This window comes from Ferviditalea candida, from assembly GCF_035282765.1.
Taxonomy (GTDB): domain Bacteria; phylum Bacillota; class Bacilli; order Paenibacillales; family KCTC-25726; genus Ferviditalea; species Ferviditalea candida.
In genome coordinates, this window is the sequence record NZ_JAYJLD010000053.1 from 1 (window position 1) to 19,433 (window position 19,433).

General features: G+C 49.5%; 13 protein-coding genes and 1 pseudogene. 9 read left to right on the forward strand and 5 right to left on the reverse strand.

The features are described from left to right. Positions 1–313 precede the first annotated feature (313 nt). From VF724_RS19795 to VF724_RS19810, 4 genes are all read left to right on the forward strand, one after another. On the forward strand, positions 314–442 hold the full coding sequence (locus VF724_RS19795; RefSeq protein ID WP_371755959.1) for a hypothetical protein: 129 nt from the start codon (positions 314–316) through the stop codon (positions 440–442). A 521-nt stretch (positions 443–963) separates the two neighbouring features. Continuing rightward, a complete protein-coding gene (locus tag VF724_RS19800) occupies positions 964–1,953 on the forward strand; it encodes a phosphodiester glycosidase family protein (RefSeq protein ID WP_371755971.1) in 990 nt (329 codons plus the stop codon). Positions 1,954–2,000: 47 nt separating this feature from the next. Continuing rightward, complete coding sequence (locus tag VF724_RS19805) at positions 2,001–3,026, forward strand: alkaline phosphatase family protein (protein WP_371755960.1); 1,026 nt, start codon at positions 2,001–2,003, stop codon at positions 3,024–3,026. Between the two features lie 177 nt (positions 3,027–3,203). Then, positions 3,204–4,964, forward strand: a complete 1,761-nt coding sequence (locus VF724_RS19810; protein ID WP_371755961.1) for a SulP family inorganic anion transporter — start codon at positions 3,204–3,206, stop codon at positions 4,962–4,964. Positions 4,965–5,124: 160 nt separating this feature from the next. Here the strand turns inward: VF724_RS19810 and VF724_RS19815 are convergent, their stop codons facing one another. Then, entirely contained in the window at positions 5,125–6,321 is a 1,197-nt protein-coding gene (locus VF724_RS19815) for an MFS transporter (RefSeq protein WP_371755962.1), read from the reverse strand. 149 nt (positions 6,322–6,470) lie between these two features. Continuing rightward, entirely contained in the window at positions 6,471–7,430 is a 960-nt protein-coding gene (locus VF724_RS19820) for a catechol 2,3-dioxygenase (protein ID WP_371755963.1), read from the reverse strand. 309 nt (positions 7,431–7,739) lie between these two features. Between VF724_RS19820 and VF724_RS19825 the strand changes: the two genes are divergently transcribed. The 5 genes from VF724_RS19825 (at position 7,740) to VF724_RS19845 (ending at position 12,290) form a co-directional block, all read left to right on the forward strand. Beyond that, positions 7,740–8,471, forward strand: a complete 732-nt coding sequence (locus tag VF724_RS19825; protein WP_371755964.1) for a PIG-L deacetylase family protein — start codon at positions 7,740–7,742, stop codon at positions 8,469–8,471. Beyond that, entirely contained in the window at positions 8,471–9,172 is a 702-nt protein-coding gene (locus tag VF724_RS19830) for a 4-carboxy-4-hydroxy-2-oxoadipate aldolase/oxaloacetate decarboxylase (protein WP_371755965.1), read from the forward strand. Before VF724_RS19825 ends, VF724_RS19830 begins: the two co-directional genes overlap by 1 nt. Positions 9,173–9,237: 65 nt before the next feature. Continuing rightward, entirely contained in the window at positions 9,238–9,879 is a 642-nt protein-coding gene (locus tag VF724_RS19835; RefSeq protein WP_371755966.1) for a GntR family transcriptional regulator, read from the forward strand. 167 nt (positions 9,880–10,046) lie between these two features. After that, a complete protein-coding gene (locus VF724_RS19840) occupies positions 10,047–11,180 on the forward strand; it encodes a THUMP domain-containing class I SAM-dependent RNA methyltransferase (protein WP_371755967.1) in 1,134 nt (377 codons plus the stop codon). A gap of 216 nt (positions 11,181–11,396) precedes the next feature. Then, on the forward strand, positions 11,397–12,290 hold the full coding sequence (locus tag VF724_RS19845; protein WP_371755968.1) for a peptidylprolyl isomerase: 894 nt from the start codon (positions 11,397–11,399) through the stop codon (positions 12,288–12,290). Between the two features lie 129 nt (positions 12,291–12,419). Here the strand turns inward: VF724_RS19845 and VF724_RS19850 are convergent, their stop codons facing one another. The 3 genes and pseudogenes from VF724_RS19850 to VF724_RS19860 form a co-directional block, all read right to left on the reverse strand. Further along, complete coding sequence (locus tag VF724_RS19850; protein WP_371755969.1) at positions 12,420–13,835, reverse strand: MSCRAMM family protein; 1,416 nt, start codon at positions 13,833–13,835, stop codon at positions 12,420–12,422. 20 nt (positions 13,836–13,855) lie between these two features. Further along, entirely contained in the window at positions 13,856–18,121 is a 4,266-nt protein-coding gene (locus tag VF724_RS19855; protein ID WP_371755970.1) for an MSCRAMM family protein, read from the reverse strand. Positions 18,122–18,390: 269 nt separating this feature from the next. Continuing rightward, positions 18,391–18,926 (reverse strand): annotated as a pseudogene (locus VF724_RS19860) (peroxiredoxin). Between the last annotated feature and the right edge of the window lie 507 nt (positions 18,927–19,433).

Sequence of the window (19,433 nt, forward strand, 5' to 3'; positions counted from 1 at the left end):
ATCTGGCCCTAACTCAAATTATTCGTTCCAAGCAGAAATCGGCCCATCCGGATGCGGATTCGCTTGCTTCTTAAACGTGAAAACTTCTCACTGTCCAGTATACGATAACCCAAAAACAAAAGAAGGATGGGTCAAAGAAATTGAGTAAAAGAATGAAAGGATGTTTTTTCAAATGCTGATTTCTTTGCTGCTGACGGGACTGACGATCTATGCGCTCATAAGTATAATCAATTATATTGCTTGGAAAAAAAGCATGATCAAGCGATGGCGGAAAAATTGGAACGGGTGATACAACTGATTTCCAAGGATAAAGATGGATGATGTTTTAATAGCGATGAGGAGGATAAATCCGGCGGCCCTGGTGATTGTCAAGGCGATTGTGGAAGCGCACGGCGGCACTGTCGAAGCCGGGAGCGGAAGAGGGGGACGCGAGGGGCAGTGATCACGGTAGTTTTGCCCAAGGGTCTATTATTTGAAGGATAATCGCTGTCCCGCTCCTTAGAGGGACTTTGACCGAGGCATTTTTTATTCCGTTATTTCAGGAGACTCTGCTGTGGATTATTTGATTGCCGCATTCGCATTCGGCATCTCTGCCGGTCTGCCCCGGGTCCCTTCATGATGATTGTGTTGTCGGAAAGTCTCAACGGGGGATGGCGAAGGGGGCGACGGCTGCATTGGCTCCTGCCTTCAAATAGATATACATCTCATAGAAATAACCATATTCAGTTATTTCATCCGTATTAATGTTTATTCAATTTTAATCTTCTTTTAATCATCGGCCATCGAAAACGTGATATATTGTCCTATTAGAGAGATATGTGTCTCTCCTAGTCGACGGGAGTGGAGAGGAAGAGGTTTGTCGTGCAGACCCATTTAGAGCATGTTTCAGTATCGATTCCGGTACACAAACGGCGAAAGCGCCGCAAAATTTTTCGTTTGTTCATCTATTTTTCAGCGGTCTTAATGTTGTTTTCCATCGGATTTGCAGCCTGGTTTTATTTCACTCCTTGGGGAGCCAACCTCCGTTATCTGATGGCCGATACGCTCATTACGACCCAGCATCGCTATTTGGCAAAATACTTGATAGGCAGCGAAGAGCTGCAAAAAAGAGTAGAGAAATACAACAATCAATTCGATGAAATGGGAGATGTCAAGGATCTTCGTGAAGTGACGGTGGCCCCGCCCGCTCAAACAGCACTAAGAGTGGAACATATCGAAGGCAAGGGATTCCAAGGGTATATTCTGTATGTGCAGGATCCCAAGATGATCAGGGTAGTGACCACAGCAGTTCCGGGAAAAGGCGAGCGGGTTCTTTCAATGGCGGAAAGAACAGGGGCGTTGGCGGGCGTCAACGGCGGCGCCTTTGACGATCCGAATTGGAACGGCAACGGCTTTAAGCCTGCCGGCATCGTGATATCCGGGGGAGAAGTATTGTATAACGACCATAAACCGGATCAGAAATTAAATGTGGTCGGAATCGATCGGAACGGAGTCATGGTGGCGGGAAGATATTCACAGGATGAACTGATGAAAATGGGAGCCCGCGAAGCGGTCACCTTTCAGCCCAAGTTCATCGTCAACGGCAAGGGGCTGGTCCGCAATGAAGCGGATGGTTGGGGGATAGCTCCGCGAACCTGCATGGCCCAAAAAAAAGACGGAACCCTCATGTTTGTCGTCATTGACGGCAGGCAGCCCGGCTATAGTATGGGAGCAACGCTGTACGATGTGCAGAATATCCTGCTGGAACGCGGGGCCGTCACCGCCGCAAATTTGGACGGAGGCTCCTCCACGGTCCTGGTCAAGGACAATCAAATCATCAACCGTCCTTCAAGCCAGTACGGCCCGCGCTATCTCCCGACGGCATTTTTGATTTATGAGCATCCCGAAAGCGTCGTGGTCAGCAATTTGTGGAAAGGGATGGACATGAAGCATTTTAATTCTGCTAATCGATAGGATTATTGGGCATGATAGGATAGAAGTGTCAAAGGGAGGATTGCTTTTTGAAGCCCAAACAAATTTATCGGCACATGCTGATCTTGATTTCTTTTATGATTGTACTGTCGGGATGTCGCACGAGTCTGCCTCCTGCTAATGGGGGAGAAGCGGGAAGTCCCGCACCGGTGCCGACAAGCGAGCCTGCAGCGGAAACACCTGCGCCTTCGGCGCCTTCCACACCGGCGGAATCACCGGCTGTTTCACCAACGAAACAGCCCTCAATGCCATCGCCAACGCCTTCGCCCGAACTGGAGCAGGGGAAAAAGGTCCCAACTCGCTTGCCGATTGAACATATGGTTATCGTGATCGAGGAGAATCACTCGTTTAAACAAATCGTGGGCAATTCCGATGCTCCTTATCTCCAATCCCTGATTGCAAAGGGGGCGCTCTTTACCAATGCCCACGGGGTAACCCACCCCAGCCAACCGAATTATCTTGCGTTCTTTTCGGGCTCCACGCAGGGAGTGACCAACGATTCATGCAAAGGGCCTTTTTCGGCGCCCAATTTGGCAAGCGAACTGATGAAGCGCAAGCTGTCTTTCTCGGGGTATTCGGAGGATATGCCGAAGACCGGCTACAGCGGCTGTTCTTACAAACAGTATGCCCGAAAGCATAATCCATGGGCACAATTTACGAATGTTCCGGCCGATGCAAACAAACCGTTTTCCGATTTTCCGAAAGACTTCAGCCGGCTTCCGACCGTATCGTTCGTCATTCCGAATGAAAAGCACGATATGCACAGCGGATCCATTCGTCAGGCCGACGATTGGTTGAAAGCGAACCTCGGACCCTATGTGTCATGGGCGGAAACGCATCAAAGCCTCCTGATCCTTACGTGGGATGAGGATGATTTTTCCAAGAAAAATCAAATCCCGATGATTCTTGTCGGTCCGATGATCAATCCCGGTAAATACGCGGAAAAAGTAAATCATTACAGCTTGTTGAAATGGATTGAGGAAGCATACAAGCTTCCACAGTTGGGCAAAAGCAAGAATGCTTCACCGCTTCCCCTGATATGGCGGCTTCCATAAACGGAAATAACAGGGCTATCCGTAAGCAACAAAAAGCAATGCCTTGTTTTTTGACTTTTTCGGTATATCTTGGTGAATTCCAGTCGGATTTTGGCGATTGACATTATCAGTCTTCAGGAGTAACATTTCTTCTATATTCAAATAATCAAATATATGAAGAAGAGAAGGTAGAACGGATTGAAATGGACGGGAAGATATGAAGGTTATCATGCAGCCGCTTTTCGCAATGATCTCATTTCAGGCCTGATTGTGGGGGTTATCGCCATTCCGCTAGGAATGGCGTTTGCTATTGCAGCTGGTGTCAAGCCAGAATATGGCATCTATACTACCATCGTTGCCGGAATCCTGATCTCGCTGCTTGGCGGCTCGAAATTTCAAATTGGCGGTCCGACAGGCGCATTTATTCCGATCCTATTGGCCATTGTCATCCAATATGGGTACGAAAATTTATTGATTGCCGGTTTTTTGGCCGGGATTATGCTTGTTCTCATGGGAATTTTTAAATTCGGTGCGTTAATTAAGTTCATTCCCCGTCCAGTGACCATCGGATTTACCGCAGGAATTGCCGTTATTATTTTCAGCGGACAAATTGCCAACTTCCTGGGTCTGACCGGGCTTGAGAAGCATGAGAATTTTTTGCCCAGCATGAAGGAAATCGTGATCCATCTGACCACCTTGAATCTTTACAGTGTCATTACAGCGGTGGTTTGTTTGGTTGTTATTCTGTTTACACCGAAATTTCTGCCCAAGGTACCGGGCTCATTAGTTGGTCTGGTTGTTTCAAGTGAATTCGCGGCATTGTTCTTTAAAGGAAAGGTAGCCACCATCGGATCTTCCTTCGGCGCTATTCCGAGTACGCTGCCTCATTTTCATTTTCCTGAAATCACCTTGGATCGGATTGAAACACTGATCCAGCCTGCGTTTATTATTGCCATGCTGGGCGGGATCGAATCCTTGTTATCGGCGGTTGTGGCCGACGGGATGAGCGGCAGCCGCCATAACAGCAATCGTGAGCTGATTGGACAAGGCATTGCGAATATGGCGGCTCCGCTGTTCGGAGGCATACCGGCGACAGGAGCGATCGCAAGGACGGCAACCAACATCAAGAATGGTGCCGCGTCGCCTCTATCCGGGGTCATCCACGGTATTGTTGTGCTGTTGGTGCTCTTATTGTTTGCTCCTTACGCATCGGAAATTCCGCTGGCAAGCATGGCGCCGATTCTGATGCTGGTTGCGTGGAATATGAGTGAACGAAAAGAATTCGCGCATGTCCTGAAAACCAAAACGAGCGATTCCGTTGTTCTTCTCATTACATTCCTGCTGACCGTATTCACGAATTTGACGACGGCCGTTGAAGTCGGATTAATCCTGGCTGTTGCTCTGTTTGTAAAACGGATGAGTGAAGTGGCGATGGTCGCCAAAGTGCTGCCCGATCCAACCGCCAAAAATGAAAAAGTGGCAATCCACATGGTAACCGAAGGTCGTGACTGTCCGCAGATCAGCATTTATACCATTGAAGGCCCGCTGTTTTTCGGTGCCGCGAACATGTTTGAGAAGTCGATTATGGACACGATTCATCTCAGGCCGAAAGTTTTGCTTTTGCGCATGGGGAAGGTTCCTTTTATGGATACTACGGGTGAATCCAATTTGGCCAGTCTGGTGAAGCATTTTGTAAAGCTGGGCGGGATCGTGCTCGTTTCAGGTGTACAACCACAGCCCCTAGAGGTTTTAAAGAAAACGGGTTTGTACGGGTTTATCGGGGAGGATCACTTCTTTGGACGCACAGGCGAGGCGATTAATTACGCATTGCTCCAGCTGGATTATAATAAATGTGCAGGCTGCAAACATTCCGCTTTCCGTGAATGCGCCTCGTTGTCCGGCAGCGAATCTCAACACGACATCAAAGAAAGAGCCTTGTCGGGCTCGGTAATGCACTAAATTCTTTTCGGGGAGGAAAACCTCATGTTTTTGATCATTTTCGCAGCTATTGTAATAGCCGCGCTCATCATATGGGCCACAATTTGGGTGACGAACAAGGCCTATTCCAAAAAGTGGGATCGGGAGGAATAAGATTGGGATGCTCCATCGGAGTTCCGGCCTATGCAGGCTCCGATTCCTTCCAGGGCCGGTACCAGCGTATTGCCATTGCGAGCAATAATGCGGCGGCAGTCATATACAAGCACCTTGTTCCTATGGCGGAATCACTCAGGTAACCGAGAGTGGGACCGAGTGCCGCTCCAAGGTCGGTGGCAACGGAATAAGACGTCATTGCCGCAGCTTTTTGTTGCCTTGTTGCGGCATCGACAGCCAGTGCGTCCATCACGGTCGTCAGGATCGTCGCCGTTAACTGGATGCCGAGCAATATGAGCAGCCATAGCCAAAGAGGCATATGGACCGACACGATCGCGAACAGAACCGCCGCAAGCAGTAATGTGAGGACGAATAGCTTGCGGCTGCTGCCTGTTCTATCGGAGAGTCGACCGAACCATGGCGCCAGGAAAGGCTCCCAAACCCATCGGACGGCCTGCAGAATTCCCGCCAATGACGCGGCTCCCAGTGTCCAGCCCCAGATGACGTAGTTCCCTGGGTTATAGCCTTCGATGAAATGGCTTAATGTTGCCGTGAACATCCCTTGATAGAGCATGGCAATGATCATGCCGGAGGCGAGGGTCCACCAGATTCCGGGCGATTTCCAATAAGGGACGGAGCCGTCAATCAGCCGATAGTTTGCCGAAGCCGGTATTGAGGTTGGACAGAGAAATGCGGTAAAGGGAAGAACCGCTAAGGCCGCAATCGCAAACGATACGGCAGCGGCGTCGACTCCGTAGAGGTCTGCAATCATTCCGCCCAGCAGCATTCCGAACAGGCTGCCCAAACGAAACAGGCCATTATAGGTCCCCATCAAACTTCCGCGGGTAGTCGGGGTGGATGTTTGCAGTATGGTAAAATAGGCGCCCAAACGGAGCAGTGTCCAAGCCGCACCCCAAACGGACCTCATGATGAACAAGAGCCAAAATTGATGCAGCAAGCTGTAGGAGGAAGTCGTAACAAACGTAAGGACCACTGCAATCATGATACCGGTCCGGATATGGATTTTTTGATAAAGCCATCCGATCAGCGGATTGAGCGGAAGTCTGACCAGTCGATTGACGGAAAGCAGCAATCCCACTTCCCATAGCGAGGTCAGTCCCATTTCCTTGTAATGGACGGGCATCGCAATGTACAGCATCGAATCACCCAGCAAGCAGGCTGCCGTGATCAACGAGATGATGATGATTTGACGTTTGTTGGCCATATTCTCAGATCATTCCCCAAAGTTTTTGCCGAGTTTCTTCATTCCGCGTTTATCCCATTTATCATGGTACTACAAAACCCCGACGAATCAAGAGGCTTGATGGTCGGGGTTTTATAATTCGGTACGTTAATGATCAAGCAGGCCAAAAACTATTCCACAATCGGAGTACCATAGGTATGGAAGCTTGCCACGGTTTGATTTCCCCAAGCCTGGCCTTTTTTGCGTTCCGCTTCCGTCCATGTCACCGGTTCAAAATCCGGCGCTAGGACGGAATATCCTCCTGCGCAGATTTCGATGCGATTGCCGCCGGGTTCGATCACGTAGACAAAGTAAGTCTGGTTAATCGCGTGCTTGCTGGGCGCAAATTCGATAAAAACCCCGTTTTCCAGAAAAATGTCGGCGGCTCTGGCAATTTGTTCAAAGGTTTCTACGGCAAACGCAAAATGATGCAGACGTCCCTTGGAGCCTGTGGAATCATGGGAATATACGACATCATACGATTTGTGGCCCATCCGGTACCACACCGCGGCGTGGTAGCCGCTGTCCAGAACGATTTGCTCGGTCAGTTTCAGTTTCAGCTGATTCGCCATGAAAGCGCCGTTGGTTTCCGTGTTGGAGGCAAAAAAGTTGATGTGATCGAGACTGCGAACGGCAACCCCATGGCCGGTATTTTTTTGGGGCTGGTTTTTCAGAGCCGGCCGCAGGTGCTCCGGCGGTTGATATCTTTCAGTTTCATAATAAAGCTCCAATAGATGGCCGTCAGGGTCGCGGAAGTGATAGGATTTGCCGTGCCCGAAATCGCCGTCGGTCCAGCCGATGCCATGTCCGCTAGCTTCAATCGCTTTGATCCGTCTTTCCAAAGCCCGGGGACTCATTGCCCGCATTGCGGTATGGCCGATTCCGGCTTGTTTGGATGCGGTCAATTTGAGTGAATATTGCTCGTAATCGCCCCAGCAGCGGAGATAAACGGAATCATCGCGTCTCGTCACCTCCTGCATGCCCAGCACTTCTTTGAAAAAGTGCAGGCTTTCTTCAGGCTTTGGCGTCAATAATTCCACGTGACCCAGGTGTGCGATTTCTTGAATGATTTCTTCTTCATGTTGCTCCAAATGAAACGCCTCCCGCTTTAATATTGACTTGCTGCTAAAGAAAAATTAATGGTAAATGTTTATGTACTCAACAAAATTGCTAAACAATAATGTTCACTTTTATAATGAGTATACGCGTACATTTTTTTACTGTCAACCGATTACTCTCAACCAAATAACGAATTCTGTGAAGTATTGACAGACAAAGAAGCGTGGCATATACTCATTAATGCAAACAATAATGTTCAACAAAATAATTAAACCAAGCATTGACAAAAACACATCAGCATTAGTTGAAGAATAAATTTCGTATACTCAGGAGGATTGGAAATGATCGATAGTTCAGTTAATTTGTTGGTTGTCAGCGCCCACGCGGCAGACTTTGTATGGAGGGCCGGCGGAACGATTGCGAAATATGTGAAGCACGGAGCCAACGTTTCGCTTGTCATCTTGAGTTATGGGGCCAGAGGGGAATCGAATGATCTTTGGAACATTGAAGGGCAAACCATGGAAAATGTCAAAGCCGTGCGGAAAAGCGAGATTGAAGCGGCGGCGAAATGCTTGGGCGTCGAAAATTACGAAATCTGGGACTTCGAGGATTACCATATGGAAATCACACCGGAACGCATGGACCGGTTAACCCGTAAAATCAGGGAAGTTCGTCCGCATCATATTTTGACGCACGGTCCGAAGGATGCATTTAACCCCGATCATGAAGCCGTCTCGGATTATGTGTTCAAAGCGAGTGTCCTTTCGACCTCGAACGGTGTTAGAATGGAAGGATATCCGACGGCCAAACAGACCCGTTTGTTCGGCTTTGAGCCTCATCAGTCGGAAATCAGCCATTTTAATCCGGATGTGATTCTGGATATTACGGAAACCTATGAGCAGAAGCAGGCGGCGATGAATTGCTTTAAAGCTCAAAAGCACTTAATCGAATACTATGGCGCAAAGGCGTTGATGAGAGGAAATCAGGCCCGCAGATGCTCGGGAAGCAATCAGTATCAATACGCGGAAGCCTTTAGCAGATTTCTCCCGTATGTGGGAGGTGAGTTTGTGTAATGGAAAGGTATGTAATCAAAAACATCAATCGTCCGGAACCGGAAATAATAGAGCAATTCAGTAAATTCGATGTTTCGACTGTCTATGAGGCCCAGGGCAAACAGGGTCTTATGAGCAGCAGTCTACGGCCGCTTATCCAGGGATCGTCGATTTGCGGTCCGGCTGTTACGGCTGTGTGCTATGCGGGGGACAACTTGATGATTCATGCGGCAATTGAAGTGTGCCGGCCTGGGGATATTCTGGTGGTGACGACGATTGGCGAAAGCGAAGCGGGGATGATCGGCGAGCTGATCGTGACCGCATTGATGAAACGCGGCGTGCAGGGTATGATCATCGAGGCGGGAGTTCGGGATGCCGCGCAGCTGAGGAAGATGGGATTTCCGGTCTGGAGCAAAGCGATTTATTCGGAAGGAACGACCAAAGTCAGAGGGGGCTGGGTGAATTCTCCGGCAGTATGCGGCGGTGTGACGGTTCATCCCGGAGATCTTGTGATGGCGGATGACGACGGTGTGGTGGTTGTGAAGAAGGAAGATTTGGAATCTTCCTTGGACGCTTCGAGAAAAAGGGTGGAAAAAGAGCAGGGTACGAAAGAGAAGATCGCCAGGGGCGAAATCAGTCTGGATTTTTATCAGCTGAGAGAGACTCTGAAGAAGGAAAATGTGGTTTATTACGAAGATGAAGAAAGTTTCAAGAAGAAGTAGGACCCTCAAAAAAATGACGAAATGTTGTAGTTGAACAATTTGTGATGCAATGAGGTTGAAAAAAGATGAGCAGACAGACGGAGCTCGCTTATCATTTTGTTAAAGAAAAAATACTGAATGACACCTTTAAGCCTTCCCAAAAATTAATTGAAAGCGAGCTTTCCGAATTGATCGGCGTCAGCAGAAACACAGTCAAGAAGGCCTTGTTGAAGCTGGAGCAGGAAAATTTGGTAAAAATCGAAAACAATAAGGGAGCGACCATAAAATCATACACGCTTGATGAAGTGATGAATTATTTGGAGATCCAGGAAGTGCTGGAGGGTTTGGTTGCGAAAATGTCGGCTATCAGCATCCGTGACGAGGAATTGCAGAAGCTTGAGCAAATACTGCTGCAAATGGAAGCTGCCTTGAAGAATAATAAGCTGGATGAATACTCCGACCTCAATAAAGAATTTCATCACATCATCTACAGCGCTTCAAAGAATGCGCAGGCGGTTGAAATGATCAATATGATCAAAACCCAGCTGCTGCGATTTCATTTCAGGACGATCCTGGTTTCCGGAAGAAACGAGCAGTCGATGAAAGAACACACAAGAATATTTGAAGCTTTGAAATCACGCGATGCGCATTTGGCCGAAGAAGCGGTGAAAAGTCACATTGCGAATGTAAGGGAAACGGTTGAAAAAAATTTCTCTTATTTAATTTGAACTCGAATCAACAGCAGCTGTTTGAAACTGCCGGAAGTTCCGGCGGTTTTTTTCGTTTGATCCGGTATCGTTTTTTTCTCCGCGGATTTTACCGTATAATAGTGGCATCATCGAAATCGGCAAAGCGGCGATAGAGAAATACATCACGCAGAGAGCGGGGACATGCTTTGGCAAAATTTGAACTGATTGCGACGACGGCTATGGGACTTGAAGCGCTGGTGGCGCGGGAGCTCAAACAATTGGGATATGAGGACCAGCTTGTCGAGAATGGGCGGGTGACGTTCTTTGGCGACGAGGAAGCGATCTGCAGAACCAATCTTTGGCTCCGCACGGCGGGCAGGATTTTGGTAAAATTGGGCGAGTTCGAGGCCCGGACGTTTGAAGAATTATTTGAAGGAACAAAGGCTTTGCCGTGGCCGGATTGGATTCCGCAGGATGGCGAGTTCCCGGTTAACGGACGGTCGCACAAATCGCAATTAAGCAGCGTGCCGGCCTGCCAGGCGATTGTCAAAAAAGCGATAGTGGAGAAGCTGAAGGAGCGTTACGGAACCGGGTGGTTTCCCGAGAACGGCGCGCGTTACGTGGCGGAGGTCACGCTGCTGAACGATCGGGCCACGCTGACGCTGGATACGACAGGGGACGGACTGCATAAGCGAGGCTACCGCAAAGTTGCAACGGAGGCGCCGCTTCGCGAATCGCTGGCTGCGGCGATGATTCAGCTGAGCCGCTGGCGCCCGGAGCGTCCGCTGTATGATCCGCTTTGCGGCTCGGGCACGATTCCGATTGAAGCTGCAATGATCGGATGGAATATTGCGCCGGGGCTTCGGCGAACCTTTTTGGCGGAAGCTTGGTCGAACGTGCCGTCCGCCTTATGGGATAAAGCCCGCGAGGAGGCTTACGATTTAATAAAGGACGATGTTGAACTGAATATCATCGGCTCCGATCATGATCGCGAAGCGATCAAAATTGCTTCGGCCGCCGCGCGAAATGCCGGCCTAAGCAATGAGCTGAAGCTTCATGTTCTCCCCATTGACGAAGTCAGTCCGCAGGGGGATTACGGCTGCATCATCACGAATCCGCCATATGGGGAGCGGATCGGCAGCTTCAAGGAAGTTGAGCGGGTCAACCGCCAGCTGGGGCAAATCGCCAAGCGGCTGCCGACCTGGTCTCATTTTGTGATCACACCGATCAAAAACTTCGAGGATTTGTTCGGGCGCATGGCCGACAAAAGGCGCAAGCTGTTCAACGGCCAAATCGAATGCACCTTCTTCCAATATTTCGGGCCGCTGCCGCCAAAGTGAACCGGATTCGATCGCCCTACGGTTACCCGGTTTCCTGATGCTTCGTGAAAGATGTATCAGCAGCTTTGTTTTTGGAGATATTATTGGAAAATTCGGCAACATTCTCCGCTATGTTTTCAGCAAACTTTAAGCTGGCGATCAAGTTGTTTTAAGGTTCAGTCAGGATAATGTACTTATTCCGCGTTTCTATCAAAGAAAGGGAGTTTGGCAAAGAAAATGCAGATTTCGAATCGGAAGTGGATGATTGTCTCTCTAGTATTATTGGTTGGACTGGCTGTTTATGTGTTTACGTACCCCCCCGTGCAGAGGAACGGGGAAGCGGTGGCCAAGGTGAATGGCGTCACGATCGGAAAGGATCAGTTATATGAGGAACTGTTGGCAGGCGGGGGAAAACAAGCGCTGCAGAATATGATTGATAAGGAACTTATCCGCCAGGAAGCGGAAAAAGCGGGAATTAAAGTTACGGTGGATGATATCGAACAGCAGCTGAAATCGATCCGGAGCACGTTCCCCTCGGAAGCGGAGTTTCAGCAAACTCTGGCGATGTACAACATGACGTTGGAGGATTTGAAGAAAGAAATGGAATCCCAGGTTCAGCTTCGCAAGCTGCTGGCCCCCCAGATCAAGGTCACGGATGACGATATCAAGCAATTCTACAACAGCCATCTGGAGGATTTGAAAGAGCCTGAGCAAGTCAAGGCCTCCCACATTTTGGTGGGAGGCAAGGAAGAGGCCGCTGCGATTTTGGCGGACTTGAAGAAGGGGGCCGATTTTGCGGCGATTGCCAAAGAGAAATCGTTGGATAGCGCAACCAAAGATAATGGAGGCGATCTCGGCTTTTTCGCCAAAGGCGATATGGAGGAAGCTTTTGAAAAGGCCGCTTTTTCGCTGCCTGTGGGCAGCTTGAGCGATCCTGTGCAAACAAGCAACGGTTATCACATCATCAAGGTAACCGAACATAAACAAGCGCATACGCCGACTTTGGACGAGAAGAAAGCAGAAATTCGGGAGCAGCTTGTAAATGAACAATTATCAAGCTTATCTTCAACATGGTTGGAAGAAAAAAGAGCGAAAGCGAAGATCGAAAATTATTTGGACAGCACATCGTAAGAGCGCATAAAGAATCTATAAGCGGATAAAGTCTAATAAAAAAATGGTGCTGCAAACGGGATGATCGTTTTGCACACCATTTTTTCTTTTTGGCATTAAATTTTAAGCTTGTTAAATGAACACAAGAAATTATTCCTCATGCTCATCCAGCAGGATCACATCCAAGATGGTCGTTCGACCGGAAAAAATGGCGATCTCACGCACCAGCGGCTGCTTGCCTTCCAGCAGAAAGCGGACCAAGTAAGTGCCGGGCGACAAGTCAGCTACTCCATAACGACCCAGCCGATTGGTAATGACCAAGCGTTCAAGAATTTTGGTCTTTGTCAGTACCTGCACGATGACGAAGAACAAAGGATTGCCCCGAATGTCGCGTACTGTGCCGGCAAGTGCTCCGGGAGCGGCATTTAATAAGAAGCTGAGCGGTTTTGCCGTTTTACCCGCCTTAAGTCGCACAAAGGCAGATTGCGAACCGAAACCCGGATTTTCTACAGTAACCGTATAACACCCGGGTGCAAGGCTGGGGAATTGAAAAGCCCCGTCGTAATTTGCCACACTGGTGGCTACCAACGTATTGTTTTTGTTCAAAATTTGCACAACAGCGCCGGGTACGGGATTGGGCGGCCCTTGTATGGGTACGGTTGATACGTTTCCGCCCTGCCCGGCAGGGATGTCACGCATGGACAAGGAAAGATTCAAGCGTTGTCCCGGCGCCAGGAAAAAGCACGTGCTGATCGATTGCTTACCGACCAATACAACTGTAATCGAATATTCTCCGCATCGAACGCCCTCAAGCAGAAATCGGCCGGCTGCATCCGTTTGGATTTGCGCGATTGCAATGCTCCGGGAATCGGAAAGGGTGACAAGCGCGTTGGCCAAAGGTTTGCCCGTCGCTGCATCCGTAACTGTACCCGTTACCGTGGCCGGATTCGGCCGCATAGCAAAATTGACGATTGCCGCTTGACCGGGGCTCAGCACAATAGCATCAACACTTGACGCATATCCGGGCAATCTTGCCGTAATCGTATAATTGTCGGGAACCAAACCGCTTACGGCATACGTTCCGTCAACTCCCGATTTGGTTGTCAGCAGCGGAACTCCGAACGTATTGGCAATGCGGATATCGATAATGGCACCTTCCAATGGCCTTCCGTTAGTGGCATCCGTAATCGTTCCACGAAGGGAAGCCGGATTCGGACTAAGGGTGAAGCAGGCGGTGGCGGTTGACTGGATATTAAAGCCGATCAACTGTGCACCATAACCGCTCGCAGTCGCTCTAGCCGTATAAGAGCCTGGAACCAGACCGGTGACTCTGTATAGTCCGAGGCTGTTCGTCAGCACCGTAGTTACTTTTGTGTTATTGGCATCGAAAATTTCGATATGGGCGCCTATAATATCGGCCCCATTCGTATAGTCATTGACGCAGCCGGCAACAGACCCGGGATTTGGATTGAGCGCGAAATTATTTGTTACAACCTGGTCGGTTTGAATGATCACGCTTGCCGTTGCCGATGAGAATTGTGCGGCAAGCGCGCTCACTTTTAGCATTCCGGGGGGCAGACCCGGAATTAAAAGCCGTTATGATCGGTATAGCCTTGGGCGACGAAACTGTCGGACAAGTCGGTCAAGGTGACGACAGCTCCTCCAATTCCCGCCCCGGTTTCGGCGTTGGTAATGCGTCCGTTTAACGTTCCCGGCAATGGCTGTAAGGTGAAGTCCAGAGTCGTCGTTTGTCCTGCGCTCACGCCGGCAGTTACCGTTTGGGATACAAGACCCGGACTTGAAATACTGACTTGATAATTTCCAGGAGGTAAATTAGTAAAAGAATACGTTCCATCAGGATTGGAGAGCTTGGTTTCCAGCAATACGCCTTTATCGTCAAACAGCTTCAGTGAAACCGCTCCTCCGGTGAGAATTTCCCCCCGAGGCCCGAAGATCGTGCCCGAAATCGAGCCGAAGAGAGCGGACAGCCGGAAACTGGCGTTCGTCGCCGCATTGCTTACGACTGTGGCACCGATACTTTGTGTCGCGTAGCCTTTCGCACCGGCGATAACGGTGTACGTGCCGGGAGCAAGGTTGGAGGCGCTGTAATTGCCGAACACGGATGCAGTTACCGTGCTGACCGGCAGTCCTTGGGCATCCTGAAGCCGGACGATCACTGTGGTTCCGGAAATCGGCAATCCGGTTGCGGCATCGGTGATTTGACCGGTAATGCTCCCCGGATTGGGAATAAGCGTAAAATTCAGACCGTTGAAGGTTTCACCCGGCAGGAGTGAAACGCCGCCGATCGTTTCTGCAAAACCGGAGGCTGCCGCTATCACGATCAGATTTCCGGAAGGCAGGTTTCCTATTCGATAATTCCCTTCGGCATCCGTTGCAGCAAATCCCAATAAGGTTTGGTTCTGGTCCAAAAATCGTACGACCGCATTAATGACAGGGTTTCCCGAAGGATCCGTTATGGTTCCGGTTACTGCTGCGGGCTGGGGCTGTAAAGTGATGGAGACAGAAGATTCCTGATTGCTGTAAACGGTAACGCCGGTTTGACCGGCGGAGTACTCTGGCGCCGTCGCTGTTACAATATAACTTCCCTCAGAAATATTCTCGAAGCGGAATAAGCCGTTTGCGTCGGCAACTTTTGAAGCCAGATACAGATTGTTCGTATCATACAGTTGAACGAGCGTTCCATTGGGAGCCGGAGATACAGTGCCTATGATAGATCCGGGATTTCTTAGCAAATTCAAGATCGTGTTGATGGTCAAAGCGGATGGTACGATGGCTCCCACCATGCCGCTCTGGAACCCGTCTGCAATCGCACTGATTGTGTAGCTGCCCGGAGCAAGTCCGGTCACGGTGAAAGCGCCTTGCGCGTCCGTTATTGCGGTACCTGTAATGACTCCGTTTGCATCCGCCACTTTGACGGTGGCTCCGGCAATCCCCAATTGCGAAACGGCATCCCGTACAAGCCCAGTGACGGCTCCCGGCCCGGGAAGCAGGGCTAGATTTACAATTGCCGTTTCCCCGGAGGAAAGCGTTACGCTTGCAGAGTTTGTTTGGAAATTCTTAGCGCTGGAAATCACCGCATATGTTCCGGGAGGCAGATCGGATGCGGTGTATAGGCCGTGAGCATCGGAATAGGTCGTTTTAATCACGGTACCGTTCGCATTGACGATGCGCACTTCGACATTGGCGGACGTAATCGGGCTGCCCGTGCTGGCGTCGAGGATTTGACCGCTGATCACACCAGGAACGGGTTGAAGCCGAAAATCGGCACGCGTTTGCTCCACCGATACGATAAATACACTTGTTTGACCGATCTGAAATCCTGTACATTCGGCGCTTATAATGTAGCTCCCCGGAGCTAGGGTTGAGAAAATATAATTTCCGTTCTCATCGGTGACTGTGCGGCCGATGACCGGGCTGACCGCTGTGTTTTCTCTGACCGTAATCGTTGACCCGGGGAGCGGATTGCCGCTGCTGTCCTGAACCGTTCCCAATAAAATACCGGGGTTGCGCGTCAGCACAAAGTCCGCGCGTGCCGTCTCAAAAGTAACTACAGTGGCACCCAGCACCTCTCGGATATAACCGGCGGCTTCCGCACGTACGGTATAAATTCCGGGCGAAAGGCCGGTAATTTGGTAGTTTCCGTTTGCAGTTGTCGTTACCGTGGCGACAACCAACTCATTGAAAAACACGCGAATGATGGCTTGTGCAAGCGGAAGACCGAATTCGTCCGTCACCACACCGGCAATTGCTCCCGCAAGCTTGTCGAGAGCGGCATTCACCGGAGTATCCTGGCCGGAAATGACAGTGGCTCCTATGGTCTGATCTGCGTATCCATCCTCGGAAAAAGTAATCGCATACGTTCCCGGCGGAAGTGAATCGACGCTGTAAAATCCGTTTGCGTCCGCAATAGTACTCGTGAGCGTAACGCCCGCAGGGTTTACGACGCGAATGATCGAATGAGCGAGCGGCAGTCCGGTCTGACTGTCCGTGACCAGCCCGGAAATACTGCCGAAATTCGTCTGCAGGTTGACATTTATCGTTTTCGTTTCGCCAAGTCCAACTTCCAATCCAATCAATTGATCGGCGAATCCGGTCTTGCTGAACAGGAGGCGGTAGGAGCCGGGGGAGAAGCCAATGATCGAATAATGGCCGATAGCATCGGTAGTGGTTGTAGATACCAGTTGATTGGCATTATCCAGCAATTCGACAAGAACGCCCTGGAGCGGCTGCCCGTTTCCCGTTACCGTTCCGACGACCCCTGAAGGGTTGGGCGGCAGCACAAAATTTTGCACTAGCGTCTGAGCGGGCGCCAACTCGATCCCGGCAAAGGCGTGCTGGAAGCCGGAAGCTTCTGCAAGAAGGGTATACGATCCTTGCGAAACGTTGCTGATTGTATAGATTCCAGTCCCATCCGTCTGCACCTCTTGCAGAATGACGCCGAAAGGGGATTTTAAACGCAGGTAGGCACCTGAAATCGGATTTCCCAATGTATCCGTCACCTTTCCGGAGATTTGCGCCGGCAGCGGCGACAGGAGGACATTGGCAATCGCAGTTTGGTCGGGCTGTACGGTTACGGGTACGGAAGCCGTATGATAGTTGGCTTGGTTCACCGTCAGGGTATAATTCCCAGGTGATATATTTACCAAACCGTAGCCGCCGACAGCATCCGTGCTGCCGCTTGCGACTATGTTACCGTTTGTATCCAACAGCAAAATCTGCGCCCCTTGTAAAGGAAAACCGGTTGCAGAATCGAGGACGGTTCCGGCAATACTTCCTATGCTCGTCACGTTGACCGTAAAAGTATCGGAAGCCGGGGGAATATGCTGTCCGGTAAAGATATCGACGCCAGTGGACGTTGTGGTATCCATTGAACGTTGGCCGGGGGTGGCGAATTGGCCGGAGGCAATAAAGCTTAAGGTTTGTGATTGCCCGACATCAAGATTGCCCACATTCCAGGTGATGGTATTGCTGCCGGGATTATAATTGGCGATGCCTGAGGATACGCTGACAATGGAGACGGCGGCATTCAGATCGAAGCCGAACAAATCCGACACGTATACGGTGGTTGCTTGGCTTTTTCCCGTATTCGTTACAGTGATCGTTCCGGTGTACTGTAAATTTCCACCAGTCAATGCTGCAGCCGGACCTGACGTAATGGTTTTGCTGACAGCCAGCTTGGCGCGAAAATCACCTTCCCCCACTGGGTCGGGATCACCGAAGGCGCTTGCAAACTGAAAGCCTTGATTCCGCAGCGAGTCCTTGTTGTAGTTGACGGAATTGGTGGATGTAAAGAACAACAAGCGAATGATCGTGTACTCATTGATGCCCAAAAAATTGAACAGAGTTCCGGCGGGAAGAAAAAAGTCCAGAAAATAATCAGGATCCCCCCCGAAGTTGGAACCGTCACCGGTCAAGCGCGCCCTGGCGATATTGTAGTTGACGATCGGCTGGCTGAAATTCGGTGCGCCTCTGCCATTCGTTCCTTCAGCGGGGTCATTCCAGCTGTTGAATTCTTTGACGGTATTTTGGATCAATTCCACGGAAGTGCTCAGTCCATCGACGCATAAAAGCCATTCATAAGTGCCCGGTACATCGTCGGTGTCAAACAATACCCCCCATGTGAAATTGAGAAATCCCGTCTTGAACCTCGGATCGGCATTGAGCCTTAACCGAAAATAGACGTATGCGCCGTCATAGGCAAAGTAAGCCGCTGGATATTGGGAATCGCCGACAATATCGACATTGGCGGGGCTTTCATCGCCCGGGGGATCAAACAGCGGTTGGCCGCGAAACATGATCGGTTGAAACTGCGAATCGCTTGGAAACGGCATAAATCCGTCATTCCTCCTTTTTAATATAGTCTATAGCCCGTCCATTCAACGGATAAGCGGTTGCCCGATACGCAAATATAATATGAACAGATGCTCCCGTTCGACAGGTACAACCATCCAATCCAAGCTCTATATTTTCAGGAAACATTCAGCCGGTTAAGCTTCTTTAACAGGAAACTGCAAGAAATCAAAAAGGTGGAAAGCAAAATCGTACGGAATTATTAATAGGGCGTAACCTAGTTGATTAGACCCCTTCTTTGCTGAAGCTTTTAGACAGCCAGGTTCTTGTCCCCGGGCATCCAGTTGGCCGGGCACAAGCCTCCATTGAAGAGCTTGAAGCACACGCATCGTTTCATCGACACTGCGTCCTACATCGTTATGATTGACAACCTGATATTTCAATTCGCCTTCCGGGTCGATCATAAACAGTCCGCGCAGAGCGATGCCTTCATCTTCAATTAAGATTCCGTAATCCCGGCTGACCTGCTTGGTCAGATCCGCGGCGAGCGGGAAGTTCAATTTGCCAAGGCCGTTCCTATCGCGCGGGGTGTTCCGCGATGAGAGAATTTGGAATCCGTGGATACCCCGAGGATTTCGGTATCGAGTTTTGCGAACTGCTCATATGCGTCGCTTATGCAGTGATTTCCGTAGGGCAAACGAAAGTGAAATCCAGAGGATAAAAGAACAGCACAAGCCATTTCCCTCTATAGTCGGACAATGAAACCTGTCCGAAATCACTGCCGTTACCCAGTGCGGTTTCCATTGTAAAATTTGGAGCGGGATTACCTACTAAACGTTCCACCACTTTTAAAAACCTCCTATAAAAATCTTTTAATATTTGAACACATATAAAAGAATAACTACACCCTATTTTGGAGGGCGGTTCTTTAATAAAATCAAGAAAATAATCTGTTTCACATAGCGGAATTTACCTGTTGCATTAAAAATTGAAAAGTAATATCTTAATAAGGGCTAAAGGAAAAAACCTAGATTTAAAAGCCGTTTGTAGTTAAATGTACTGAGATTATTTGGTGAATTGACATGCGCAACACAAGTATGATATTTTTAGTCATGCGAATTGTCGATTCACTCTGCGAATTACAACTGGAAGCTAAGGGAGGTATTTCCAAGCGATATTTTTATTCACAAAATAAAAGCGCTTTCTTTTTATCGCAAGATTTTCAAATATTATTCATTAAATATATTCAGAGGAGGACTGGATTCCAGTGAATCGTTTTTATCAAAAGAGAATGATAGGTTTGCTTTTGGCAGTCATGATGGTATTATTGGCGGCATGCGGAGGCAATACCTC